Annotated in this window: 19 protein-coding genes; 8 read left to right on the top strand and 11 right to left on the bottom strand. The window is 63.1% G+C overall.

The genetic code is table 11. From position 1 onward, the window contains the following. Positions 1 to 415: 415 nt before the first annotated feature. The 4 genes from C5J26_RS18485 to C5J26_RS18470 form a co-directional block, all read right to left on the bottom strand. Positions 416 to 1,585, bottom strand: coding sequence for a pyridoxal phosphate-dependent aminotransferase (locus C5J26_RS18485; RefSeq protein WP_105403086.1), 1,170 nt, complete (start codon positions 1,583 to 1,585; stop codon positions 416 to 418). A 93-nt stretch (positions 1,586 to 1,678) separates the two neighbouring features. Beyond that, the gene (locus C5J26_RS18480; RefSeq protein ID WP_371681931.1) at positions 1,679 to 2,212 is read right to left on the bottom strand and encodes a flavin reductase family protein; all 534 of its coding nucleotides are present in this window, start codon (positions 2,210 to 2,212) and stop codon (positions 1,679 to 1,681) included. After that, entirely contained in the window at positions 2,212 to 3,099 is an 888-nt protein-coding gene (locus C5J26_RS18475; protein ID WP_105403179.1) for an aldo/keto reductase family oxidoreductase, read from the bottom strand. Before C5J26_RS18475 ends, C5J26_RS18480 begins: the two co-directional genes overlap by 1 nt. Positions 3,100 to 3,113: 14 nt before the next feature. Continuing rightward, positions 3,114 to 4,271 carry an LLM class flavin-dependent oxidoreductase gene (locus C5J26_RS18470; protein WP_105403084.1) on the bottom strand — a complete coding sequence of 386 codons (1,158 nt, stop codon included), beginning with the start codon at positions 4,269 to 4,271 and terminating at the stop codon, positions 3,114 to 3,116. A 104-nt stretch (positions 4,272 to 4,375) separates the two neighbouring features. Here C5J26_RS18470 and C5J26_RS18465 point away from each other — a divergent pair, with 104 nt between their 5' ends. Together C5J26_RS18465 and C5J26_RS18460 are read left to right on the top strand one after the other, a co-directional pair. Beyond that, positions 4,376 to 5,080, top strand: coding sequence for a GntR family transcriptional regulator (locus tag C5J26_RS18465; RefSeq protein WP_105403083.1), 705 nt, complete (start codon positions 4,376 to 4,378; stop codon positions 5,078 to 5,080). Between the two features lie 21 nt (positions 5,081 to 5,101). Further along, the gene (locus C5J26_RS18460; protein WP_105403082.1) at positions 5,102 to 7,093 is read left to right on the top strand and encodes an alpha-glucosidase; all 1,992 of its coding nucleotides are present in this window, start codon (positions 5,102 to 5,104) and stop codon (positions 7,091 to 7,093) included. Between the two features lie 176 nt (positions 7,094 to 7,269). Here the strand turns inward: C5J26_RS18460 and C5J26_RS18455 are convergent, their stop codons facing one another. From C5J26_RS18455 to C5J26_RS18445, 3 genes are read right to left on the bottom strand one after another with little or no spacing between them, the layout of a single operon-like run. Further along, on the bottom strand, positions 7,270 to 7,911 hold the full coding sequence (locus C5J26_RS18455; protein WP_037077850.1) for a ThuA domain-containing protein: 642 nt from the start codon (positions 7,909 to 7,911) through the stop codon (positions 7,270 to 7,272). 18 nt (positions 7,912 to 7,929) lie between these two features. Further along, on the bottom strand, positions 7,930 to 9,033 hold the full coding sequence (locus tag C5J26_RS18450; RefSeq protein ID WP_105403081.1) for a Gfo/Idh/MocA family protein: 1,104 nt from the start codon (positions 9,031 to 9,033) through the stop codon (positions 7,930 to 7,932). A gap of 34 nt (positions 9,034 to 9,067) precedes the next feature. Next, on the bottom strand, positions 9,068 to 10,267 hold the full coding sequence (locus C5J26_RS18445; protein WP_105403080.1) for an ROK family transcriptional regulator: 1,200 nt from the start codon (positions 10,265 to 10,267) through the stop codon (positions 9,068 to 9,070). Positions 10,268 to 10,520: 253 nt separating this feature from the next. On the opposite strand from C5J26_RS18445, the gene C5J26_RS18440 reads away from it, so the two are divergent. The 4 genes from C5J26_RS18440 (at position 10,521) to C5J26_RS18425 (ending at position 14,812) form a co-directional block, all read left to right on the top strand. Continuing rightward, positions 10,521 to 11,795 carry an ABC transporter substrate-binding protein gene (locus C5J26_RS18440; protein WP_245437370.1) on the top strand — a complete coding sequence of 425 codons (1,275 nt, stop codon included), beginning with the start codon at positions 10,521 to 10,523 and terminating at the stop codon, positions 11,793 to 11,795. A gap of 120 nt (positions 11,796 to 11,915) precedes the next feature. Next, positions 11,916 to 12,842, top strand: coding sequence for a carbohydrate ABC transporter permease (locus C5J26_RS18435; protein WP_172724052.1), 927 nt, complete (start codon positions 11,916 to 11,918; stop codon positions 12,840 to 12,842). Further along, on the top strand, positions 12,835 to 13,719 hold the full coding sequence (locus C5J26_RS18430; RefSeq protein ID WP_172724039.1) for a carbohydrate ABC transporter permease: 885 nt from the start codon (positions 12,835 to 12,837) through the stop codon (positions 13,717 to 13,719). Before C5J26_RS18435 ends, C5J26_RS18430 begins: the two co-directional genes overlap by 8 nt. 22 nt (positions 13,720 to 13,741) lie before the next feature. Further along, positions 13,742 to 14,812, top strand: coding sequence for an ABC transporter ATP-binding protein (locus C5J26_RS18425; RefSeq protein WP_105403078.1), 1,071 nt, complete (start codon positions 13,742 to 13,744; stop codon positions 14,810 to 14,812). Positions 14,813 to 14,834: 22 nt separating this feature from the next. Here the strand turns inward: C5J26_RS18425 and C5J26_RS18420 are convergent, their stop codons facing one another. The 4 genes from C5J26_RS18420 to C5J26_RS18405 all read right to left on the bottom strand — a co-directional run bounded on the left by C5J26_RS18420 (position 14,835) and on the right by C5J26_RS18405 (position 19,739). Continuing rightward, positions 14,835 to 15,455 (bottom strand): nucleoside triphosphate hydrolase, encoded by a 621-nt coding sequence (locus C5J26_RS18420; protein ID WP_105403077.1) that lies wholly within the window; start codon positions 15,453 to 15,455, stop codon positions 14,835 to 14,837. A 92-nt stretch (positions 15,456 to 15,547) separates the two neighbouring features. Beyond that, on the bottom strand, positions 15,548 to 17,860 hold the full coding sequence (locus C5J26_RS18415; protein ID WP_172745907.1) for a xanthine dehydrogenase family protein molybdopterin-binding subunit: 2,313 nt from the start codon (positions 17,858 to 17,860) through the stop codon (positions 15,548 to 15,550). A gap of 91 nt (positions 17,861 to 17,951) precedes the next feature. Then, entirely contained in the window at positions 17,952 to 18,947 is a 996-nt protein-coding gene (locus tag C5J26_RS18410) for an MDR family oxidoreductase (RefSeq protein ID WP_105403075.1), read from the bottom strand. A gap of 33 nt (positions 18,948 to 18,980) precedes the next feature. After that, positions 18,981 to 19,739 (bottom strand): FadR/GntR family transcriptional regulator, encoded by a 759-nt coding sequence (locus C5J26_RS18405; protein WP_105403074.1) that lies wholly within the window; start codon positions 19,737 to 19,739, stop codon positions 18,981 to 18,983. Between the two features lie 202 nt (positions 19,740 to 19,941). Between C5J26_RS18405 and C5J26_RS18400 the strand changes: the two genes are divergently transcribed. Together C5J26_RS18400 and C5J26_RS18395 are read left to right on the top strand one after the other, a co-directional pair. Continuing rightward, complete coding sequence (locus tag C5J26_RS18400; RefSeq protein WP_105403073.1) at positions 19,942 to 21,354, top strand: FAD-binding oxidoreductase; 1,413 nt, start codon at positions 19,942 to 19,944, stop codon at positions 21,352 to 21,354. Beyond that, entirely contained in the window at positions 21,355 to 24,831 is a 3,477-nt protein-coding gene (locus C5J26_RS18395; protein ID WP_105403072.1) for an indolepyruvate ferredoxin oxidoreductase family protein, read from the top strand. It abuts the gene before it with no gap. Positions 24,832 to 24,840: the final 9 nt, after the last annotated feature.

The following is a 24,840-nucleotide window of genomic DNA, read 5'->3' as shown; positions in this document are numbered from 1 at the left end:
GAGACGTTCGCGGGCAGGCGGGGGCCGGCGCTTTCATCGGAACCGTAACGTGCGGGAATGGTGGAAGAGGTGAAAGCCATGGAGTGCTAGTTGGAAGACGACCATTCCTATCAAGCCTCCCCCGGACAGCCATGTCCGGTTCGGTTGAGCCGTGCAAGTGGCAAGGTTTCCCGAAAGGAAACCGTGAACACAGCCACGCAGCGAGGCGAGATGATCACCTGTAGAGGCCGGAAGCCTCGACAAGACGCCGAAGGCCACGCGAATGCGGAGCCACCATTAAAAAATCAATCGAGGTTCCGCATTCGTGTGGGCTCTCCGATCTTTGACAGAGCCACGGCAGGTAACTGCGCGGGGGGATCGTGTGTGGCCGAAGGCCAGTTCATGCGAGCTGGCCTGGTCGGGCTTGCAACGTGGATCAGCGGCTGCGGATATAGTCGCTGAGCCGGCTCGCGGCATCCTCGACCTGCAGCGGGTCGCGCAGGAAACAGGCGCGCATGAAGCCTTGTCCGCCTGGACCGAAGGCGGTTCCCGGCGCCAATCCGACGCCGGTCTTGTCGACGATCCTGAAGGCTTCCTCGCGGCTGTCGGTGACGCCGTCGATCTTTAGGAAGGCATAGAGTGCGCCGGCCGGCTTCAGCGTTTCCACACGGTTGGTGGCAATCAGCGCGTCGCAGAGGATGTCGCGGGATTTTCGCGCCCGTTCGATATTGGTGCGGACGAAGTCGTCGCCCTGTTCGAGGGCGGCAATCGCGCCCTTCTGCATGAACTGGGCGACGCCCGAGGTCGAATACTGGATGAGGTTGGTCAGCGTCTGGCCGATTTCCGCCGGTGCGACCATCCAGCCGACGCGCCAGCCGGTCATGCACCAGTTCTTCGAGAAGGAATTGGCGAAGATGATCCGGTCTTCCGGCTCCATGACGTCCATGAAAGACGGCGCGCGGCCGCCTTCGAAATAGTAGAGGCCGTAGATCTCGTCTGCGACGATCCACAGGCCGTGCTTGCGGGCGAGTTCGAGGACGGCCTTGAGGTCGTCATGGGTCGCGGTCCAGCCGGTCGGGTTGGAGGGCGAGTTGATGAAGAGGGCGCTGGTCTTCGGGGTTATCGCTGCCTTCAGCCGGTCGATATCGAGCGTCCAGCGACCGTCGGTAAAGCCGAGTTCGACGGTAACCGGCTTGGCTTCCGAAACGCCGATGGCGTTGACGACATTCGGCCAGGCGGGAGAGAGATAGACGATCTCGTCACCGGCGGAGGCGACGGTCTGGATGGCGAGCACGATCGACTGCATGCCTGAGCCGGTGACATAGATGTTATCGACCGACAGGTCCCGCCCGTAGTGCCGCTGGTAATAACGGACGATCGCTTCACGGAGCGCCGGAATGCCCTGCGTCCAGGTGTAGAAGGTCTCGCCGGCGAGCAGGGCTTCGCTGGCGGCGCGGGTGATGAAATCGGGTGTCGGCAGATCGCCTTCGCCGATCCAGAGCGGCATCAGGTTTTCGCGGCCTCGGGCATAGGTGACGATTTCGCCAATGCCGCTGCGGGGCGCTGCCGCGGCGCGGGCGCTGATCTCCGGTCTGATGATTGTCATGGATTGCCCTGTCGGTCCTGGCTGGTTTGTCGCAAAACTGACTTGGCCCAACCGCGCCTGCGGGTCAATATTTCCCGTGCCGGATTTTAGTCTTTACTGGCTGGTGGTGCTCGCGAAACGGCCGAAAGTGCCGCGCGAGAAACACAGCGGATCGCCTTCGCGGTGGGCTGCGCGCAGCACGCGGCCGAGGATCAGGGTATGATCGCCGGCATCGTGCATCGAGGAAAGTTCGCATTCGAAGCGAGCCAGCGTGCCGGGTATGACCGGCACGCCTTCGTGGTTCTGGTTCCAGAAAAGCTCCTCGAACCCGAGACCGCCGCGCGTGAAGCGGGCGCTCAACAGGTCCTGGTCGGCGCTCAGCACATGGATGGCGAAGTGGCCTGCCGCCGTGAAGGCGGCATGGCGTGACGAGCTCTTGGCCGGCGACCAGAGGACCAGCGGCGGATCGAGCGACACCGAGGTGAAGCTGTTGACCGTCATCCCGATCGGGCCATCCGGGGTTGTTGCCGTCACCACAGTCACACCGGTCGTGAACGCCCCTAGCGCATTGCGATAATGCCGCGCGGTCGATGCATCCGGAACGAAAATCTGTTCGCTGGTTATGCTTGCGGTGTCGGCAGTGATCATCATGGCACCTGCTTTCCGATTGCGGCTGTGTAGAGTTCGAACCAGGTCTGGCGATCGATCGTCACCTTCGCGGCGTCCGCGCTCGTGGCGATACGGGCGATATTGTTGGTGCCGAGAACCGGCAGGATGTTGGCGGGATGGGCCAGCAACCAGGCGATAGCGACGGCCGTCGCATCGACGCCCTGTTCCGCGCCGATCCGCTCCAGCACCGACATCAGGCCCTGGTTGTTGAACAGCGATCCGCCGCCGAGCGGCGACCAGGCCATCGGCGCGATACCGCGTTCCTGCAGATAGGCAAGGTCGCCATTGGTGAAGGCGTTGGCCGCGACGAGGCTGATCTCGATCTGGTTGGTGACGAGTTCGGCTTCCATGGAGGATTGCAGCAGCGAGAAATCCCAGGGCCGGAAATTGGAAACGCCGACGGCGCGCACCTTGCCGGATACAACCAGCGCATCGAGCGCCGGCCCCGTCTCGTCCGGATCCATCAACGGATCGGGCCGGTGGATCAGCAGCAAATCGATATGGTCCGTCGCCATGTCGCGCAGCGAGGCCTCGACCGACGCGGTGATATGGGCAGCACTGGTATCGTAGTGCTTGCCGCGGACAGCGGAATGGCGGCCGGCCGGCGCGACGATGCCGCATTTGGTGACGATCTCGATTTTGTCGCGCAGCGAAGGCGAGGCCTTCAACGCCCCTCCGAAAATCGCTTCCGCCGTATAGCCGCCATAGATGTCGGCCTGGTCCATGGTGGTGATGCCCTGCGCCAGGCAGGCTTCGATCTTCGCCTGCACATGTTTCGGCGAGGTATCGGCATCGTCGCCGATCCGCCACATGCCATAAACGAGGCGGCTGAGCTGGAGATCGGGCGAAAGTTGAATGCGATCCAGGTGATGAGGGGCCATCAGGGTCGTCTCCCGTTGCCGAGCGGCGTTGCGGGTGTCTCGGCCGGCACGCGACCATAGGCATGCGGCAGCGAACAGGTCTTGAGCTCGGGCAGCACCTTCTGGCCGAAATGTTCCGCTTCGTCGAGATGCGGGTAACCCGAAAAGATGAAAGCCCGGATGCCCATCTTCTTGTAGGCCTCGATTTCCGAAAGCACCTGGTCGGCGGAGCCGACAAGTGCCGCGCCGCAGCCGGAGCGGGCACGACCGATGCCGGTCCAGAGGTGAGGTTCGACATAGCCGAACTTGTCGGCGAGTTCGCGGGCCTTCGCCTGGTGCGAGACACCGAGCGAGGTGCTGTCATGGGCACGGCTGCGGATCAGCCGGCCATATTCGTCGTCCAGTTTCGAGACCAGATGCTCCGCATATTCGCGGGCCTCTTTCTCTGTGTCGCGGACGATCATGTGGACACGCAGGCCGTAATCGAGCGTCCGGCCATGGGCGGCGGCGCGGGCATGGGCCGCCTTCATGCGTTCGGCGAGCTGGTCCCTGGTTTCCGGCCACATCAGGTAGACGTCGCATTGGGCGCCGCAGAGCTCCAGCGCATCCGGCGAATAACCGCCGAAATAGAGAAGCGGGCCGCCGTTCTGCTGGTAAGGCCGTGCCGGGTCGGTGGTGACGCCCTTGAAATTGTAGACCTCGCCCTCGTGGTCGATCGTGTCGCGGGTCCAGGCCTGGCGGAGGATCTGCACGACCTCGTGGCTGCGGCGATAACGGAAGGCGCTGTCGGCGACTTCGCCGGGGAAATCGGAGCTAATGACGTTGAGCGTCAGCCGGCCCTTCAGCATGTGGTCGAGCGTGGCGACGGTGCGCGCGAGCATGATCGGCTGCATCTCGCCGCAGCGGATCGCGGCCAGCAGATTGATCCTGTCGGTGATTTGCGAGGCCGCTGCGGCGAAGCTCAGCGTGTCCTGGCCGACCTGATAGGACGAGGGGCAGAGGATGTTGCGGAAGCCGAGCGTCTCGGCGCGCCTGACGATGTCGGAGCAATGTTCCCAGCTCGATTTCAGCCCATCGTCGGGGACGCCGAGATAGGCGTAGTCGTCCGAGCACAGGGCGGCGAACCAGGATACCTCGGCGGCATCGAGATCCGGTGATGTTATGGGCACGACGGTCATCAAAATTCTCCTCGACTCCTGGGACTTGAATATCATCCGCGTTCGTGTAAATCAATAGTGTATCAATTTGAGTGGGTCATTCCCTGGGGAGGGGGAAACGGCTTATGGACACTTATCCCGGCAGCCTGCCGATCTATCTGCAAATCGCCGAACTGCTGGTTCGCGACATCGCGGCCGGCCGTCTGGTCGACGGCGAGAAGCTGGCGCCGGAGCGCGACATGGCGGTGCAGCTCGGCATTGCCGTCGGCACGCTGCGCAAGGCACTGGCGGAACTGCAGAACCGCGGGCTGTTGGAGCGGGTGCAGGGATCCGGCAACTATGTCCGGGCGATCAGCGATCCGAAGAGCGTCTATGCGATGTTCCGGCTGGAACTGATCCAGGGCGGCGGTCTGCCGACCGCGGAATTGCTCGACGTGATGCGGCTCGACAAACCCAAGGGCCTGCCGAAGTTCGGCTTTTCGCCGGAAGGGCATCGCATCCGCCGCATCCGTCGGCTGTCGGGCAAAGTCGCGGCGATCGAGGAGATCTGGCTCGACGGCTCCTATGTGGCGGCGATCACGCCGGAAGACCTGTCGGAATCGCTTTATCTCTACTACCGCACGCGGCTGGGTCTCTGGATCGTCCGGGCTGAAGACAAGATCGACCTCGACACCGTGCCCGACTGGGCACCGCCGGCATTCGGCCAGAAGCCGGGTGCGCCGATCCCCCATGTGCTGCGCATGAGCCAGGCGCAGGACGGCGCCCTGGCCGAGGTTTCCCGCACATGGTTCGACCATTCCGTGGCGCGATACGTATCGCGGCTGCGGTAGAAACAATCGAGTACCGACAAGATGAAATTCGAGACGACACAAGACGGTTTTTTCATTTCGCTGAACGGCCGCAACATCCTGCGGCACAGCGCTGCCTCGCCCTGCATATTCGTCGGCCAGGGGCAGGAGCGGATGGACATGTACCGCGGCAATTTCGAGGTCGAGGATTACATCGTCGAGCGCAGCGCGCTACGCCATGCGGAGGTCGCCGGCAATGTGGTCAGCCTGTCAGAGGCGGAGGGCCGGGCGCCGCGGCTGGAGCTGACGGTCTCGGAAACCGCCGTGCATTTCCGCTCATTGGACGAGACGATCAACCGCTTCTGGATCCGCATCCATGCGGACAATGACGAGCATGTCTGGGGCGGCGGCGAGCAGATGTCCTATTTCGACATGCGCGGACGCCGCTTTCCGCTCTGGACCTCGGAGCCCGGCGTCGGCCGCGACAAGACGAGCGAGATCACTTTCAAGTCCGACCTGAAGGACAAGGCGGGCGGCGACTACTACAACACAAACTACCCGCAGCCGACCTACATTTCCTCGGCGCGTTATGCCCTGCATGTGGAGACGACCGCCTATTCCGTCTTCGATTTCCGCCGCAAGACCTTTCACGAGATCGAGGCCTGGGCAGTGCCCGAGCGGATCGAGCTGTTTGCCGCACCGAGTTTTGTCGAGCTGGTCGAGGCGCTGTCGCTGCGGTTCGGGCGGCAGCCGGAACTGCCGGACTGGGTCTACAAGGGCGCGATCATCGGCCTCAAGGACGGCGTCAATTCCTTCGAGCGGCTGGAAAAGATGCGCAATGCCGGGGTGCAGGTTTCGGGCCTCTGGTGCGAGGACTGGGTCGGGCTCCGCCAGACCTCGTTTGGATCGCGGCTGTTCTGGGATTGGCAGGCGAATGACGACCGTTATCCGGACCTGCGCCAGCGTATCGCCGAGCTGAACGAGGAGGGCATCCGCTTCCTCGGTTACATCAATCCCTATCTCTGTGTCGATGGCTCGCTTTTCCCCGAAGCGGAAGCGGCCGGTTATTTCGCCAAGGACCCGCTCGGCCGCACGGCGATCGTCGATTTCGGCGAGTTCGATTGCGGTGTCGTCGATTTCACCAACCGGCAAGCGGCCGATTGGTTCGCCGAGGAGGTCATCGGCCGCCGTATGCTCGATTTCGGGCTGACCGGCTGGATGGCCGATTTCGGCGAATACCTGCCGATCGATGTGGAGCTTGCGAACGGCATCGATGCCAAGCTGATGCACAATGCCTGGCCCACCCTCTGGGCCGAAGTCAACGCCAAGGCGATTGCCAGCCGCGGCAAGACGGGCGAGGCGCTGTTCTTCATGCGGGCCGGCTTTACCGGCGTGCAGAAACATTGCCCGCTGCTGTGGGGCGGCGACCAGTCGGTGGATTTCTCGCGCCATGACGGGCTCGTCACCGTGATGTGCGCGGCCCTCTCGTCAGGCCTGCTCGGGAATGCCTATCACCATTCCGATATCGGCGGGTATACCAGCCTGTTCGGCAATGTCCGCACGCCGGAGTTGCTGATGCGCTGGGCCGAGATGGCGGCCTTCACGCCGGTCATGCGCAGCCACGAGGGCAACCGTCCGCGCGACAATATCCAGATCGACCAGGACCCCGAGGTACTGGAGCATTTCGCCCGGATGACGCGGATCTACGTGCATCTGGCGCCGTACCTGAAGACTCTCTCCAGCGAAGCCGCCGCCCGTGGCTTGCCGGTGCAGCGGCCGCTCTTCCTGCATCACGAGCATGACCCGAAGACCTATGCCATTCAGGATGCCTATCTTTACGGCCCGGAATTGCTGGTGGCGCCGGTCTGGCATGCGGCGCAGGAGGTGCGCAGCGTCTATCTGCCTGGTGGGGCGGACTGGGTGCATGTGTGGAGCGGGGTCGAATATACAGGTGGGGAAGAGGTGACGGTTGCGTCGCCGATCTGTTGTCCGCCGGTGTTTTATCGGACGGATGCGGCGTTTGCGGAGATGTTTGCGGCGTTGAGGGATATGTGAGGGTGCGACGCACTCCCAATCTCCCCCCTTGTGGGGGAGATGTCACCAGAGGTGACAGAGGGGGGTGGCGCCGCGAACTCAACTGGCGAAGAGTATGCCGCAGCACCCCCCTCTGCCCTGCCGGACATCTCCCCCTCAAGGGGGGAGATTGAAGGAGGCGCCGTCTCAGTCCAATCTCACCGTGCCGCCCAATTCGCACCGCGGCGGAAGATCGTCTTCATCTGCGGCACGTCGAACTCCTTGGCTTGGTGGCCGAGGGAGGAATAGAAGACGCGGCCCTCTCCGTATTTCCGCTTCCAGACCACCGGCATCACGACGCCGTCGATCCAGTAGGCGTGGTCGCCGGTAAACGTCGTCGTCGCCAGAACCTCGTTCGAGGGGTCGACGTGCATGTAATATTGCTCGGACGTGTAGGGGAAATCGGTGATCCCCTCCATCAGCGGGTCGTCCGGCCTCGTGATATTCACCGTGTAGTCGATGATATTGCCGGGATGGGCGACCCACTGGCCGCCGATGATGAACTGGTAGTCGACCGACTCGCGGAATGCATCGCCCGCACCGCCATGATAACCGGCAATGCCAACACCGCTCTGAACGGCTGCCGCGAGGTTCTTCACCTCTTCCTTCTCGATTTTCGACATGGTCATGATCGGCACGATGAGGCTCAGATCATGGATCGAAGGGTCGGCGAAAGCCTCGGTCGAATGCTCGAGATAGACCTTGAAACCGTCTTCCTCCAGCATGTCCTTGATGATCTCGGCGCATTCCTGCGGTTCGTGGCCGCTCCAGCCGCCCCATACGATGAGTGCTTCACGCATTTTAGTCTTCCTCCAGAATTATTTCGCCAGCTGGCCGTCAACAAGCGATTCCGACAGCGGAGCGGGCCGCTCCGTCGCCGTGGTGATCTTGATCGTGCGCCCTTCGGCGGAAGCCGTGTGAAAGGCTTCCATGACCTCCAGCACATGCAGCGCCAGATCGCCGTTCGCCCGGTGCGGGCGGTTGGAACGGATCGCATGGGCCAGGTCCGCGATGCCGATCGAGCGGTAGTTGCCGTCGGCATAGGGCAGGGTGGTGGGCTGGTCCTCGAACTGGCCGCCCTTCTTCAGATAACCGACAGGTCCCTCGAAACGGTTCGGGTCCGGCACGATCAGAGTGCCCTCGGTGCCGTAGACTTCGAGCGGCACATGCTTGTGGCCGGCGACGTCGAAGCTCATGCCGATCTGCACGACCGCGCCGTTGGCAAAGGCCATGACACCGGCCACATGGGTCGGAACGTGCACCGGAATGCGCTCGCCGTTGCGCGGCTCGCTGGTGATGATGCGCTCCTTGCGGGGGGTGATCGCAAAGCCCGCCACCTGCGACACCGGGCCGAGCAGGTTGACGAGATCGGTGATGTAATAGGGACCCATGTCGAGCATCGGTCCGCCGCCGACCTCGTAATAGAAGGCGGGGTTCGGGTGCCAGCGCTCGTGGCCGGGGCACATGAAGGTGGCGGTGCCGCCGACCGGAATTCCGATGACGCCCTGGTCGATCAGTTCGCGGGCGGTCTGGTGGCCGCCGCCGAGGAAGGTGTCGGGGGCAGCGCCGATGCGCAGGCCCTTGGCCTTTGCGGCCTCCGCCAATTTTTTCCCTTCCGCGAAATTAATCCCGAGAGGTTTTTCCGAATAGGTGTGCTTGCCCGCATCGAGCGCCTGCAGGGCAACAGTGACATGCGCCTTGGGGATCGTCAGGTTGACGATGATCTCGATCTTCGGATCGGCGAGCAGCTCATCGACGGTACGGGCCTGGAGATTGAATTCGGAAGCCTTCGCCTCGGCCAGATCGCGGTTGAGATCGCCCAGCCCGCGGATATCGAGGATCGGAAAAGCGGATGTCATCGCCTTCAGATAGGCGCCCGAAATATTGCCGCATCCGATGATGCCGATACCGACTTTATCCATTGTTTCCTCCCGATGAATGCTGATGTTTGGCGCGTCAGAGCGCCGGCCCGGTGGTGCTCCAGGGCGATTCATAAAGTTCGTAAAGTGCGACGGCCGCCGCTCCCTGCGCCCAGAAATCATCCGTCGAATCGTCGAAGACGAGCTCGCTGACACCCTTCAGAGACGGCGGAATGGCGAGCGCATAGGCATCGCGCAGGCTGTTCAGGAACGGTTCGCCGAGCGCCAGCGACGAGCCGACGAGGATGACGCGCGGCGGCGCGAAAAGCGTGACGATGTTGGCGATCGTCAGCCCGACAGCCTCGCCGGCGCGAACGGCCGCGCCGATCAGCCGGTCGTCGTCGGCCTGGATGAGCGCCTGGACATGGGTCATGCCACGGCCGAGCCGCACCGCTTCGGCAAAACGCCCGTCCGTCTGCTGTTCGCCGAGGATAGCGCTCTCGCCCGCCAGGCTCGAAAGCCGTACGATGCCCTGGGGTCCCATGCCGAGCACGAGATCTCCGAGGTTGTGGCTAAGGCCGCCGGCACCGCGGAAAAGCCGGTTCCCGTGCAGCACGCCAAGGCCGAGCGTCTGTTCGAGCGAGATCAGGACCATATCCTCCAGATCGCGGGCTTTTCCGAACCAGTGATGACCGAGCGTGATGGCATGGGCGTCACTCTCGACGATGGTCGGCGTCGACAGGCGCGTGGACATTTCGGCCGCAAAATCGATGTTGATCTCGCGAAAGATCGGGCTCGAGCGGACGTGTCCGGTGCGGTGTTCGATAACGCCTGGAAGCCCGAGGCAGACGCTGTCGACATCCTCCAGCGACAGGCCGGCATCGACGACGCAGCGGCGCACGCCATCCTCGACGAGATCGGCGATCACCGCGATCGGCTGGCGATCGATCCGGATCGGCAGGGTGAGCTGGGAGAGCACGTCGCCGCGGAAATTGGTGACGACGAAGACCATGCGGCTTGCAGCGATCTTGGCGCCGACGACGCGGGCGGCATCCGGATTGACCTCGAGCATGACGCGCGGCCGGCCGCGCACCGCTTCGTTGCGGATATCGCCCTCATGGCGGGTCAGGATCAGCCCGTCGTCGAGCAGCGAACCGGTGATGGCCGAAACGGTGGTCGTCGAGAGCTCGGTGCGCTCGGAAATCTCCACGCGGGAGATAGGGCCGCGCCGCCGGATCGTGTCCAGCACGCTGAGACGATTCATCGCACGCATGAGTTCTGGATCGGCGGTTTTCATCTCTTGTGCGCACTCGTCGGCTTCTGCACCAAACCGCTATTTAATACGAGGTGCAAATTAAATTCGGTTTGTTCTAGATCTGAATTTATGCGGCATGCAATAGATAAAAGCAGCAAATGCCGCAAATTTTGCCAAAATCAGGCAATGTCGCACAGGGCTATTGACAGATGCGTTGGCCTTGCCGATTATTTAATTCGGATACAGGAATAAAGCTTTGGGAGGAGCGCCTTCAATGTCCAATAGATACTACAGGATGCGTTTGATTTCAGCGACCGCTGTTGCCCTCGCGGGTGGCATGTTCACGGCCGGCGCTGCTGCAGCGGACAGCGTTATTCGCTGGATGCATGTCGAGCAGGTGCCGGGGAACGTCGCGGTCTGGAACCAGATCGCCAGGGATTTCGAGGCCAAGCGCCCGGGCGTCAAGGTCGAGATGCAATTTCTGGAAAACCAGGCCTTCAAGGCTAAGCTGCCGACGCTTCTGCAATCGAAAGACGCGCCAAGCATCTTTTATACCTGGGGCGGCGGCGTCCTCAAGGCGCAGTCCGAGACCGGCACGTTGCGGCCGATCAATGCTGCGATCGACGCGAACGGAGGGGAATGGCGCAAGTCGATCAACGCCTCTGCCGTCGACGGCCTAACCTTCGACGGCAAGGTCTGGGCGTCGGCCGTCAGGACCGGCCTCGTTTCCTTTTATTACAACAAGGAAATGTTCAAGAAGGCGGGGGTCGATGCCTCGAAGATCGCGACTTGGGATGATTTCCTCGGTGCCGTCAAAACGCTGAAGCAGGCCGGCGTCACGCCGATTGCCGGCGGCGGGCGGGACAAGTGGCCCCTGCATTTCTACTGGAGCTATCTTTCGATGCGCGAGGCGGGGCAAAAGGGCTTTGCCGATGCCAAGGCCGGCAAGAACGACGGCTTTGCCGGCAAGCCTTTCGTCAAGGCCGGCGAGCGCCTGGCCGAGCTCGGTAAGCTTGAGCCGTTCCAGAATGGCTATCTGGGTGCGACCTGGAACGATGCGCTTGCCACGTTCGGCGATGGCCGTGCTGCGATCATCCTGAGTTTCGAGAATACACCCTCGACCCAGGCGTCGAATTCGACCAGCCGCAAAGGCCTTGCCGACGACAATATCGGCCGCTTCCCGTTCCCCGTCGTCAGCGGAGGGGCCGGTGTGACCACCGACAGTTTCGGCGGTCTCAACGGATGGGCGGTCACCAAGAACGCGCCGCCTGAAACCGAGGAATTCCTCCGCTACATGGCAAGCGCCGACGTGCAGAAGCTTCTCGCCAGGGATACGCAGATCATGCCCGTCGCCAAGGGTGCGAGCGAAGCGATCTCCAAGCCACTGCTGAAGGAAGTTGCCGAAGCTCTTGCCAAGGAAACCTGGCACCAGAACTTCCTCGACCAGGACCTCGGTCCCAATGTCGGTGCGATCGTCAACGACATCAGCGTAGAAGTGGTCTCCGGCAGCATGAAACCGGCTGCCGCGGCGCAGCAAATCGAGGACGCCTATTCCCTCGAGCGAAAGTAAGCGCAGCGCCGGCGCTCCCGCTCCCCTAAGGTTCCAGCAACCCTGGGAGCGCCGGTTCCCGTCCTCGCCTGACGGCGTCTCGCAGCCTGAAAGGCTCGAAAATCGATGAGCGATATGCTGATGTCTGCCAATGCCGTCCCGTCCGGGAATACACTTGCGGTATCGCGGCGCCGCAAGCGGTCCCTTGCCAACAGCAAGTGGCCGGTACTGATCCTGTTCCTGCCGCCGGCGCTTCTTCTGTTCACGGTGCTGGTCATTCTGCCCATGGGCGAGGCCGCCTGGTATTCCTTCTACAACTGGAACGGCTATGGCAGTCCGACGCAATGGGTCGGCTGGCGCAACTACCAGCTCATTTTCCGCAACAGCGCCTTCACCCAGGCATTGATCAACAACGGTCTGATCGTGCTTGCCTCGCTTTGCGTGCAGGTTCCGCTGGCGCTCTGGCTGGCGACGATGATCTCCAGCCGGATCAAGGGCGCGCTGTTCTTCCGGCTGATCTTCTTCCTGCCCTACGTGCTCGCGGATGTCGCGGCCGGCATGATCTGGCGTTTCGTCTACGATGGGGATTTCGGTCTCGTTGCCGGTATCTCGCAGATGCTCGGCGTCGAGCCGCCGTTCTGGCTGGCCGATCGGGACCTGGCGATCTACGCGATATTGGGCGTCGTGGTCTGGAAGTATTTCGGCTTTCACATGATGCTCTTCATCGCCGGCCTGCAGGCGATCGACAAGAGCGTGCTGGAAGCGGCTGACATCGACGGTGCGACCGGTTTCCAAAAATTCCGGCTTGTGACGTTGCCGCTGCTCGGTTCCACCGTGCGTCTTTCCGTCTTCTTTGCGGTCGTGGGCTCGCTGCAGCTTTTCGACATGATCATGCCGCTCACCGGCGGGGGGCCGTCGAACTCGACGCAGACGATGGTGACGTTCCTGTACAATTTCGGGGTGACCCGCATGCAGGTCGGGTTCGGCAGCGCCGTCGGCGTGGTGCTGTTCGTGATCTGCGTGACGCTCGCCTTCAGCTACAAGCGGGTGTTCATGCGCAATGACTGATATTTCGACAGCACAGCCCATCGATGCCGCCAGCGCGCCGACGTCCGGCCAGCGGATCCGCGCCGGCACGCAGGTCTATATGTACGTGTCGCTGATCATCGTGGCGGCAATCGTGGTGGTCCCGCTCATCAGCACAGCGCTCGGCGGCTTCAAGACCCTTGGCGAACTGCGCGGCAACCCCTTCGGCCTGCCGACGGAATGGCAGTGGTCGAACTACACGGATATCATCGTCAGCAAGCGCTACTGGCTGCAGATGAGCAATTCGCTGATCATCGCCCTGCTGACGGTGTTCCTGACGTTGACCTTCGGCGCCATGGCCGCCTTCTGCTTCGCGCATATCCGCTTCTTCGGCGCCGATTACCTGGTCAACTATTTCCTGATCGGGCTGATGTTCCCGGCAGCGACGGCCATCCTGCCGCTCTACATCCGCATCCGTGATCTGGGGCTCATCGATACATACTGGGGCGTGGTGCTGCCGCAGGTGGCGTTCGGCATGGGTATGAGCATCATGCTGTTCCGCAACTACTTCCGCAATTTGCCGTCCGAGCTCTTCGACGCGGCCTTCGTGGATGGCTGCGGCTACATGCGCTTCTTCTGGCACATCACGCTGCCGCTATCGCGGCCGATCATCGCCACCGTCGGCATCATCTCCTTCGTCGGCAGCTGGAACAGTTACATCGTGCCGCTGATCATGCTGAATTCCGAGAGCCGTTATCCCTGGCCGCTCGGCATCATGATCTATCGGGGCGAATTCAGCACCGAATGGCAGCTGGTGCTGGCCTTCATCACACTCACCATCCTGCCAACCATCATCGCCTTCTTCCTGGCCCAGAAGCACATCATCGCCGGTCTGACCGCCGGTGCGGTGAAGTCCTGAGCCCCGACCCGGAGTAATTCGCATGGCATCCGTCGAACTCAGACAAGTCCGCAAGGCCTATGGGGCGCTCTCGGTCATCCACGGCGTGTCGCTGGCGATCGAAGACGGCGAGTTCGTCGCGCTGGTTGGTCCGTCCGGCTGCGGAAAATCGACGCTGCTGCGGATGATTGCCGGGCTTGAGGAAATCACCGCCGGCGAGGTCATCATCGACAACGCTGTCGTCAACGAGCTTACGCCGCGCGAGCGCAACATCGCCATGGTGTTCCAGTCCTATGCGCTTTATCCGCACATGACGGTCGCCGAGAACATGGGCTTCAACCTGCGCCTTTCCGGAACCCCGAAGCCGGTGATTGCCGAACGCGTCGCCGAGGCGGCCCGCATGCTCGACCTGATGCCGCTTCTCGACCGCAAGCCGGCGCAGCTTTCCGGCGGCCAGCGCCAGCGCGTCGCCATGGGCCGAGCGATCGTCCGCAACCCGGCCGTCTTCCTGTTCGACGAACCGCTTTCAAACCTCGACGCGAAACTCCGCGTGCAGATGCGCTCGGAGATCAAGCAATTGCATCAGAAGGTCGGGACTACTTCGATCTACGTCACCCACGACCAGATCGAAGCGATGACGCTCGCCGACCGGATCGTTGTGCTCAACCAGGGCAGGGTGGAGCAGGAGGGCACGCCGATGGAGCTTTATCGCAAGCCGGCCAACCTCTTCGTCGCCGCCTTCATCGGTTCGCCGGCGATGAACCTTCTCGACGGCACCGTGGATGGCGATGGCGGCGAGGCTGCCGCGCGTCTCGGCGACGGTACCTCGATCCGCATCGCGCCGGAGCGCAAGGTGACGCGCGGTCAGGCGATCAAGGTGGGCCTGCGTCCGGAACACCTCAGCCCTGGTGCGGGCGGGACGGCGCTTGCCGGCCAGACACTGCTGGTCGAGCCGACCGGCGCGCAGACCCACATCGTCTTCGATCTCGCCGGCCACCCGGTGGTCGCGATCGTCGACGGCGAATACCCGGCCCGCTACGGCGCACGGTTCGAAGCCAATATCCCGGCCGAACAGGTACATGTGTTCGACCGCGAAACAGGCGTGGCCCTCTAGTCCGGCATTGCCGCAACAGGCCTCAGAAGCTTTCGAGCCTGATGTCGGCCGGCCGCGAGTGGGTGAGGATGTAGCGGCCGTTCGGCAGGTCGTTGCCGTCGAGTTTCCACGCGATCTGCGCCTCGTCGAGCCCGTAATGCACCCAGCGCGCCTTGAGCCGCTCGCGCAGCACCTCTTCCGAAGGGCCGACGAAGATCGTGAAGTCGAACATGTCGGCGAGCCGCGACCAGGGCGCTTCGTCGATCAGCAGGTAGTTGCCTTCCGCCAGAACGATATGGGTGTCGGGGGAGATGGGGCGGGCCGAGGCGATGGCGATCTCGCGCGATCGATCGAAGACCGGTACCAGCACTTCCTCGCCCCCCTGCCGCACCGCTTCGAGGATGTCGGCAAAACCGCGCACGTCGAAAGTCTGCGGCGCGCCCTTGCGGGGCAACAGGCCGCGGGCTTCGAGGAGGCCATTGTCGAGGTGGAAGCCGTCCATCGGCAGGATTTCGGCGGTTTCCCCTCTCGCCAGGAGGGCTTCGTGCAGGGCGTCGGCGAGCGTGGATTTTCCGCCGCCCGGCGGGCCAGCGACCGCAACGATGAAACGTCGCCTGTCGCTCGCCCGGTTGATGACGGTGTTGGTGATGTCGTCCAGTGTCATTGCGTCGACGCCTTGTATTTCATCTTGTCGAAATGAACTTCTAGCGTCCCGCAATGCGTTCAGGCAATCCACCGAAGGGGATGGATGAGGTCCTATCGAGCGCTCTCCCTGGCCGCCTTCAGGGCGTCCCAAACCCTGTAAGGTGTCGCGGGCATATCGAAATCCTCGACGCCGGCCGAGCGAAGCGCATCCAGGACGGCGTTCATCAGCGTCGGCAGCGCCCCGGTCGTGCCGGCCTCACCGCCGCCCTTGACGCCGAGCACATTGGTGGGCGAGGGGGTCGGCAGGTCGAAGAAACGCGGCGTCGGCATGAAGTCGGCCCGCGGCATGAAATAATCCATGAAGCTGGCAGTCAGCATCTGGCCGCTATCGCGATCATAAACGATCTGCTCGCCGAAGACCTGGCCCGCGCCCTGGGCAAGACCGCCATGCATCTGGCCTTCGAGAAGCGTGTGATTGATGACGTGCCCGGCATCGTCGACGCCGATGTAGGAGGTGACCCTGGTCTCGCCAGTATTCGGGTCGATCTCCACTTCGGCCACATGCACGCCGCCGGGGAAATTTCGCTCCGGCTGGATCGAGGCGAGCGTATCCAGCGCGTTGCCATCCGGCGTGGCGTTGCGGGCGGCCAGTTCCAGAAGCGAGACCGACATGTTGGTGCCGGCCACCTTGTAGTGGCCGTCATCGAACTCGATGTCGGTTTCCGAGGCTTCCAGCGCCTCGGCGGCGAGCTTCAGGCCCTTCTTGACCACCTCGCGGGAGGTGATCGTGAGGGAGGCGCCGTGCGAGGCCATGGTCCGCGATCCCATGGTGCCGGCACCCTTGAGCCTGTGAGGCGCATGAACGCTGTTGGCGCGCAGGTTGATCAGGTTCTCGTCGATGCCGAGTTCCTTTGCAACCAGCCGCGGCAGCACCGTCTCGTGGCCCTGGCCGGCGGATCCGGACAGTGTGTAGAGCGTCAGCGTGCCGTCCGCCTCGAAGCGGATCTCGGTTTCTTCCGGCATATGGCCGCCGCCGGACGGCTCGACGAAGACGCCCATGCCGATGCCGCGCAGATGGCCGCGTTCCTCGGAGGCTTTCCGGCGGGCTTCGAAACCTCTCCAATCGGAGATCGATACCGCCTCTTCCAGCATCGCGACATAGCCGCCGCTGTCGTAGACCGTGGTCGGTGTCGTGTAGGGATAGGCGTCGTCTGGGATCAGGTTCTTCCGGCGGATTTCAATCCGGTCCATGCCGAGATCGGTTGCGGCCTGCTCCACCAGCCGCTCGACGAAATAATTGATGTCCGGACGGCCCGCGCCGCGATAGGCGGCGATCGGCGAGGTATTGGTGAAGGCGAGGCGGTTGAGGCCGAATACCGCTGGGATGCGGTAACAGCCGGTGCCCGTCAGCATCGGGTTGAGCACATTGATCAGCGCGCCGGGCGGCGAATGATAAGCGCCGAGATCGCAAACGATATTCATCCGAATGGCGAGGAAGTCGCCGGTTTCGCTGAGAGCAAGCTCGCCGGTGAACCTGACAGCGCGGCCGTGATAATCGGCGAGGAAGCTTTCGGTGCGGCTGGCCGTCCAGCGCACCGGCCGACAGAGTTTCCTGGCTGCGAGCATGATCGCCGCATATTCCGGATAGGCCGCGCCACGGATGCCGAAGCTGCCGCCGACATCGCCCATGTGATGCCGCACCTTTTCCGGCGGATGGCCGGTGAAACGGGCAAGGCCATCGGCAAGGCCTGTGCCCTGGCTGGCGGAATAGACGTCGAAGACCTCCGTCCCGGCGTCGTATGCCGCCATGAAGGATTTAAGTTCGAGCGGGTTGGCGGCGACGCGCTGCGACTCGACCGTCAGCGTCGAGATATGCGCGGCCTTGGCGAAGGCTTCATCGGCCGTCGCCCTGTCGCCGAAACTGTGCAGGAAAACCAGGTTGCCCGGCACCTCGTCGAAAAGCTGCGGCGCGCCGTCTTCCAGCGCGGTCTCCGGGTCGATGATCGCCGGCAGGTCCTCGTAGTCGACCGCGATCAGCTCGACCGCATCGGCCGCCGCCTCGGCGCTGTCGGCCACGACCATGGCAACCGGTTCGCCCACGAAACGGACGCGGTCGGTCGACAGAGCATAGCGGTGTGGTGCCTTGATCTTCATGCCATCAACGCCGGGGAAAGAAACCAGCGGGCCGGGGGCGATCAGGTTCGCTTCGAGCGCATCCCTGCCGGTCAGCACGATATGGACGCCCGGTGCATCAAGCGCCGCCTCGACATCGATCGAAACGATGCGCGCATGCGGCTGGTCGGCTCTCAGGAATGCGGCGTAAAGCTGGTTATCCAGCACCTTGTCTGCGGTATATGCGCCCTGGCCGGTAACAAGTCTTATGTCTTCCCGGCGACCGGTGAAGACCTCGTGATCACTGCTCAAAACCACTCTCCCACGCCATGCAATTTTCTGCCGGAGATATCTCTATCGCCTCTGGCCCGCGAATGGAAAGCCGCCTCCGGTATGCCTTTTTCTACTTCGTCACATCGATCACCACGCGCCCGCGGATTTTCCCCGCAATAATATCCTCGGCGAGTTGCGGCAGGTTGGACATCGGTTCCGTCGTGGTGATTTCCGAAAGCTTGGCCGGATCGAGATCGCGGGCGAGCCGCGCCCATGCCGACAGCCGCTGTTCGCGGGTGGCGATGACGCTGTCGACGCCGATCAGCGTCACGGCGCGCAGGATATGCGGCAGCACGGTGCCCGGAAGGTCGGCCCCGCCGGCAAGGCCGCAGGCGGCGATGGCACAGCCGCGCATCGTCTGGGAAAGCGCGTTGACGAGCGTCGTCGAGCCGACGCTATCGACGCCGCCCGTCCAGCGTTCCTTTTGCAGCGGGCCGCCTTTTTCGGCAAGCACGGCGCGGTCGATGAAATCGGTGGCGCCGAGCGAGGCGAGGTAGTCGTGCGTTTCCTGACGACCGGTTGAGGCGGTGACGTTGTAGCCGCGGGCTGCCAGCAGCGCGATGGCGACCGAGCCGACGCCGCCGGCTGCACCGGTGACCAGCACTTCGCCTTCACCGGGCTTGATCGAACCCCATTTCTCCAGCGCATCGACGCAGAGTGCTGCGGTATAACCCGCAGTACCGATTGCCATCGCCTGTTCCATCGAAAACGCATCGGGCAGGCGGATCAGCCATTCCGGCTTGACGCGCTGGTAGCGGCCGAAGGCGCCCCATTCGGTTTCGGAAAGGCCCCAGCCGTTGAGCACGACCTTGTCGCCGGCCTTCCATTCCGGCGAACGGGATTCGATGACGGTGCCGGAGAGGTCGATGCCGCCGATCATCGGCATCCGCCTGGCGATGCGGCCCTTGCCAGTGATCGCCAAGCCATCCTTGTAGTTCAGCGTCGAATAGGCGATCTCGACCAGCACGTCATTGTCGGGAAGATCGGCGATCGAGATCTCCCTGAAGGCGCCTTTCGGCTTGCCGTCGACGGCGTCGATCACCATGGCGGTGAAGGTCTCGGTCATGTCTCTCTCCCGATATCGTGGCGATGTTGGTTTTTAAGCGGAGGCCTGTGCGGCGGCATCGCGCCTGGCGCGCGCGTCGAGCACGGCGGAATAACTTTCGCGCACATAGGCGAGCAGCCGGGCCAGCGCATCTGCTGCCTTGGCATCCTCGCGGCTGCGCACCGCATCGACGATTTCCTGATGCAGCGAGGCGACGTGGCGCCGTTCGCGAACCCGGAAGACGATCATGTTGGTGATCGGAATGAAGGCCTCGATGACGGTGTACATCATCAGTTTCAGCGGGCCGTTACCGGTCGATTCCACCAGCGCCCTGTGAAAACGCACGTCCGAAGCGCAGAAATCTTCGTCGCTAACAGCCTCGTCGAGCTGCACCGCGATTTCCGCTTCCATCGCAGCGAGGTCGGTTTCGCTGCGATTTGCGGCGGCCAGCCGGCAGCAGACGGCTTCCGTTTCCAGCCTGGCGGTGATGATCTCTTCGATGTCGAAGGCACCGATGCCGACCAGCAGGGTGGCGGCGCCGGTGATTGCCTTGGAAAGACCTTCCGGATCCGGCCGCTTGACGAAATTGCCGCCGGTCGGTCCGCGTTTGGAATGGATGAGGTTCTGGGCGGCGAGGCGCTTCAGGGCCTCGCGCACCGTCGGGCGGGAAATGCCGAAGCTTCGGGCAAGTTCTTCCTCGGTCGGCAGGCGTTCGTCGATCTTCAGCCGGCCGTCCATGATCGCGGAACGGATATTGTCCGATACCTGTCTCGCGATGCCCGTGCGGACGACCTCGTCGTATTTGAGGATCATGTCACCCTTCCCATGGTTCCTGCCATAGTGATGCCACGGGAGGGGCAAAAAGGCTACTGCTTTTTAAATATAGGTTTGACAAATAGGGGAATGGGAATAACCTCGCCCCCAAGAAATAAGGGGAACGAGAGAATGGGCGCAATCGCATTCGGCCGAGCCGGAGCGCAGGGCTGTGACGCAGGTTTTGCGGGGGAGGCGGGCTTTGTCCTCTGACCGCGTGAACCGTCTTGTTGCCAGTCTCCAAAACAGGCTGGATGCCGCTGCGATCCTCACTGGCGATGCGGTTTCGGATGGCTATGCTGCGGATGCGACCGCCCGAGGCAGCCGACCTGCCGCCGTCCTGCGTCCGCGCAATACCGAAGACGTTTCCGCCATTCTTTCCGCCGCCAATGAACTTCGCCAGCCGATCGTCGTGCAGGGCGGCCGCACCGGGCTTTCCGGTTCTTCCCGGCCTGTCGAGGGCGAAGTTTCCATCTCGCTCGAACGGATGAACGGCATCGAGTCGATCGACGTCGCGGGACAGACGATGATCGTCAAGGCGGGCACACCGCTGCAGGTCGTCCAGCAGGCGGCGAGCGACGCGGGCCTGTTCTTCGGCGTCGATATCGGGGCGCGCGGTACCGCCACGGTCGGCGGCAATATCGGCACCAATGCCGGCGGCATCCGGGTTCTGCGTTACGGCATGTACCGGGCGCAGGTCATAGGGCTGGAAGCGGTGTTGCCGGACGGCACGGTCCTCTCCTCGCTGAAGGGCCTGCCGAAGGACAATTCCGGCTACGACCTCAATCCGCTGTTCATCGGCACCGAAGGCACGATCGGGGTCGTCACACGCGCCTGCCTGAAACTGCATCCGAAACCGCAGGTCGAGCGCAACACCTTCATCGCCCTGCCGTCGCTGAAGGCGGCCCAGGATCTGCTGGCGCGGCTGCGGGTGGAACTCTCCGGCCTCATCTCCGCCTTCGAGGCAATCTTTCCGAATGTCTACGAAGGCACGGTCGACCATATGGGGATCCGCCCGCCCGTCGAAAAAGGGGCCGGCATGTATGCGATGGTCGAGATCCAGGGCCAGGCGCCGGATCAGGACAACGAGCGCTTCGAGGCGGCGCTTGCCGCCGCGCTGGAGGATGGGCTGGCCACGGACGTGGTGCTCTCCAACTCATTGCGCGAGTTCAACGGGCTGTGGGGCATTCGCGACGGCATCAACGACTACCTGTTCGGCAATGGGGTGACGATCGGCTTCGATATTTCCGTGCCGCTTTCCCGCATGCAGGAATTCCTCGACAGGGCAGCGCTCGCCGTCGACGAGATCGATCCGGAGGCGCGGACCTATATCTTCGGCCACCTGGGTGACGGCAACCTGCATTACTGCATGTTCAGCCATCATGAGGAAAAGGTCGCCGAAGCGATATTTTCCGGCATCGAAGCGGTCGGTGGCGGCGTTTCCGCCGAACACGGCATCGGCACCGACAAGGTGAAATACCTGAAATATGCCCGCAGCGAGGCCGAGATCGCCACCATGCGCCGGCTGAAAATGGCATTCGATCCGAACTATATTCTCAATCGTGGCCGGGTCTTCGAACCGCCGGTTGCGGTGCTGCAGGCGGAGCGCGCGTAGATGTCGATCCATACCGCACCGGATACGAGCCTCTCGAACAGCAAGGTCAGCCTCGACGACCGCTACACGCTGGAAAAAGGCCGCATCCTGGTGTCGGGCACGCAGGCATTGGTGCGCCTGCCGATAATCCAGCGCCAGCGAGACCTGGCGCGAGGCCTGAATACGGCCGGTTACGTGTCCGGCTATCGGGGCTCGCCGCTCGCCGGTTTCGACCGTGAGATGGCGCGCGCGAAAAAGTTTCTCGATGCCGCGCATGTGAAATTTCATCCGGGCCTCAACGAGGACATGGCGGCGACTGCCGTCTGGGGCACCCAGCAGACCGGCATGTTCCAGGGCTCGCGTTACGACGGCGTGTTCGGCATGTGGTACGGCAAGGGGCCGGGCGTCGACCGCAGCATGGATGTGATCCGCCACGCCAACGCGATCGGCACCAACCCGAACGGCGGGGTACTGCTGCTGGTCGGCGACGACCACGGCGCGGTTTCCTCCACCCTGCCGCATCAGAGCGAGCACAACCTGATTTCGGCAATGGTGCCGCTGCTGTCGCCGGCCGGCGTCGGCGAATATATCGAATACGGCCTGTTCGGCATTGCGATGAGCCGCTATTCCGGCGCGTGGGTGGGCTTCAAATGCCAGACCGAGATTGTTGAATGTTCGGCGACGGTCGATCTCGATCCCGACAAACCTCAGATCATCATTCCCAACGACGTCTTCGCGCCGGACGGCCTGTCGCTGCGCTGGCCGGACGGGCCGCATGCGATGGAGCTGCGGCTAGAGCGCAAGATGCTCGCCGTGCAGGCCTTTGCCCGCGCCAACAGGCTGGACCGCGCTGTTTGGGGAAGTACCGGCCGCGCCCGGCTCGGCATCGTCTCGACTGGCAAATCCTGGCTCGATCTTCTGGGCGCTCTGGCGCTGCTCGGCATCGACGAGACGCGCGCGGCGGAACTTGGCATCGCGCTCTACAAGGTCGGTTTGGTCTGGCCGCTGGAGCCGCAGGGGATCGCGGAGTTCGCTTCCCGCGTCGACGAACTGCTCGTGGTCGAGGAAAAACGCTCGATCCTCGAAGACCAGATCAAGACACAGCTCTTCAATCTTCCCACGGAACGGCGCCCGCGGGTTTTCGGCAAGGCCGGCGAGAACGGCGCGGCGCTGCTGCAGGCGATCGGCGAGATCGGCACGCTGTCGGTAGCGAAAGCCATCCTTTCCCGGCTCGGCAATTTCGATGAGGCGCTGCAGGCCAAGGCGCGGTTCATAGAGGAAATGTCGATCGCCATGGGCGTCGAGGCGACCGCGCTCAAGCGCGAGGCCTATTTTTGCTCCGGCTGTCCGCACAGCGTCTCGACCCGACTGCCGGAGGGAAGCCGCGCTTCGACCGGTATCGGCTGTCATATGATGATCATCGGTAACGAGGACCGAAATACTTCGACCTTTACCCAGATGGGTGGCGAGGGCGGTTCGTGGATCGGCCTGTCGCCCTTCACCGACGAGAAGCACATCTTCGTCAACATGGGCGACGGCACCTATTTCCATTCCGGCCTGCTCGCCATCCGCGCCGGGATCGCGGCACGAGTCAACGCCACCTACAAGATCCTCTATAATGACGCCGTCGCCATGACCGGCGGCCAGAAGCATGACGGCGACGTTACCGTTCCGGGCATTGTCGGGCAGATGCTGGCCGAAGGTGCGGCACGCGTCGTGGTGGTCGCCGAGCGGCCGGAGGTCTGGCAGGGCAATCTGCCGCGCGAGGTTTCCATCCATCACCGCGACGAACTCGATGCGGTGCAGCGGGAGCTGCGCGACATCCCCGGCGTGACGGTGCTTGTCTACGACCAGGTCTGCGCCGCCGAAAAGCGCCGCCGGCGCAAGCGCGGCGCCTATCCGGTTTCGGACAAACGCGCCTTCATCAACGAACTGGTCTGCGAAGGCTGCGGCGACTGTTCCGCCGTCTCCAACTGCATCTCGATCGAGCCGCAGGAAACCGAATTCGGCCGCAAGCGCCGCATCAACCAGTCGAGCTGCAATACGGATCTTTCCTGCATCAAGGGCTTCTGTCCGAGCTTCGTCACCGTCGAAGGCGGCAGCATCCGCAAGCCGGCGGCGAAGTCGAGATCGGTGAAGACCGACGACCTGCCGCTGCCCGCGTTCATCGCGACTTTCGAGACGCCCTACAGCATGCTGCTCGCCGGCATCGGCGGCACCGGCGTCATCACGGTCAGCGCCATTCTGGCTCAAGCAGCGCTTCTCGATGGGCTGGCCTTGGTGACCCTCGACCAGACCGGGCTCGCGCAGAAGAATGGCTCCGTCGTTTCGCATATACGGCTTGCGAAAGATCCGGCGCAGATCAACGCCGTGCGGGTCGGCCCCGGCGAAAGCGACCTCGTGCTCGGCTTCGATATCGTCGTTGCCGCCCAGAAGAATTCGCTTGCCTCGTTTGCGAAGAACAAGACGCGCGCTGTCATCGACGACCATTTCGCGCCGACCGCGTCCTTCGTGAAGGACACGACGATCGATTTCCGGCAGGAGGCGACGCTGAAATCGTTGCGCCGTGCCGCTGGAGATGAAGCTGTCGAGACGGTTGCCGCGACCGACATGGCAACCGCGCTGCTGGGTGACGCGATTGCTGCGAACATGTTCCTGCTTGGCCATGCCTGGCAGCGCGGGCTGGTGCCGATCAGCCTCGCGGCCGTCGACAAGGCGATCGAGCTCAACGGCACCGGCATCGCCATGAACCGCGCCGCCTTCGGTTGGGGGCGTCGGGCGGCGGTGGATGTGGAGGCCGTCGCGCGTGCGGCGGGCCTCACCAAGTCGGAGCCGAGGATCGAGACGCTGGAAGAAATCGTCGCGCGTCGCACCGCCTTCCTCACGGACTACCAGAATGCGGCCTATGCGGCGCGTTATGCCGCTCTCGTGGATGTCGTGAAATCAGCCGAGGCGCAGCTGCGCGGCGTGACCGGTTTTGCCGAGGCGGTGGCGAAAAACGCTTTCAAACTGATGGCTTACAAGGACGAATACGAGGTCGCCCGCCTGCATCGCGATAGACGCTTTGAGAAGAAGCTTGCGGAGCAGTTTGAAGGCGATTTCAAGATCAGGCATCATCTTGCGCCGCCGATGATCGCCAGGATCGATCAGCGGACCGGCCATCCCGCCAAGATCGCCTTTGGCGCCTGGATCCGCCCCGCCTTCGGTGCTCTGGAAAAACTGAAGTTCCTGCGCGGCACGGCCTTCGATCCGTTCGGCCGCACGGCCGAGCGGCGGATGGAACGGCAGCTGATCGCAGACTATTTTGCTCTGGTGAGCGAGCTTTCGGCCGGGCTCGATGCCGGCAATCATGCGCTTGCTGTCGAGCTTGCCGGTCTGCCGGACATGGTTCGCGGCTTTGGCCATGTGAAGCTTGCATCCGTCGAACGTTTCGAAAAGCGTAAAACCGATCTCCTTGCGAAATGGCGGGCGAGGGAGCCGCTCACCCATGTCGCGTAACCGTTCCCG

The organism is Neorhizobium sp. T7_12 (assembly GCF_002968535.1).
GTDB lineage: Bacteria > Pseudomonadota > Alphaproteobacteria > Rhizobiales > Rhizobiaceae > Neorhizobium > Neorhizobium tomejilense.
This window is presented reverse-complemented; position numbering and strand designations above follow the sequence as displayed.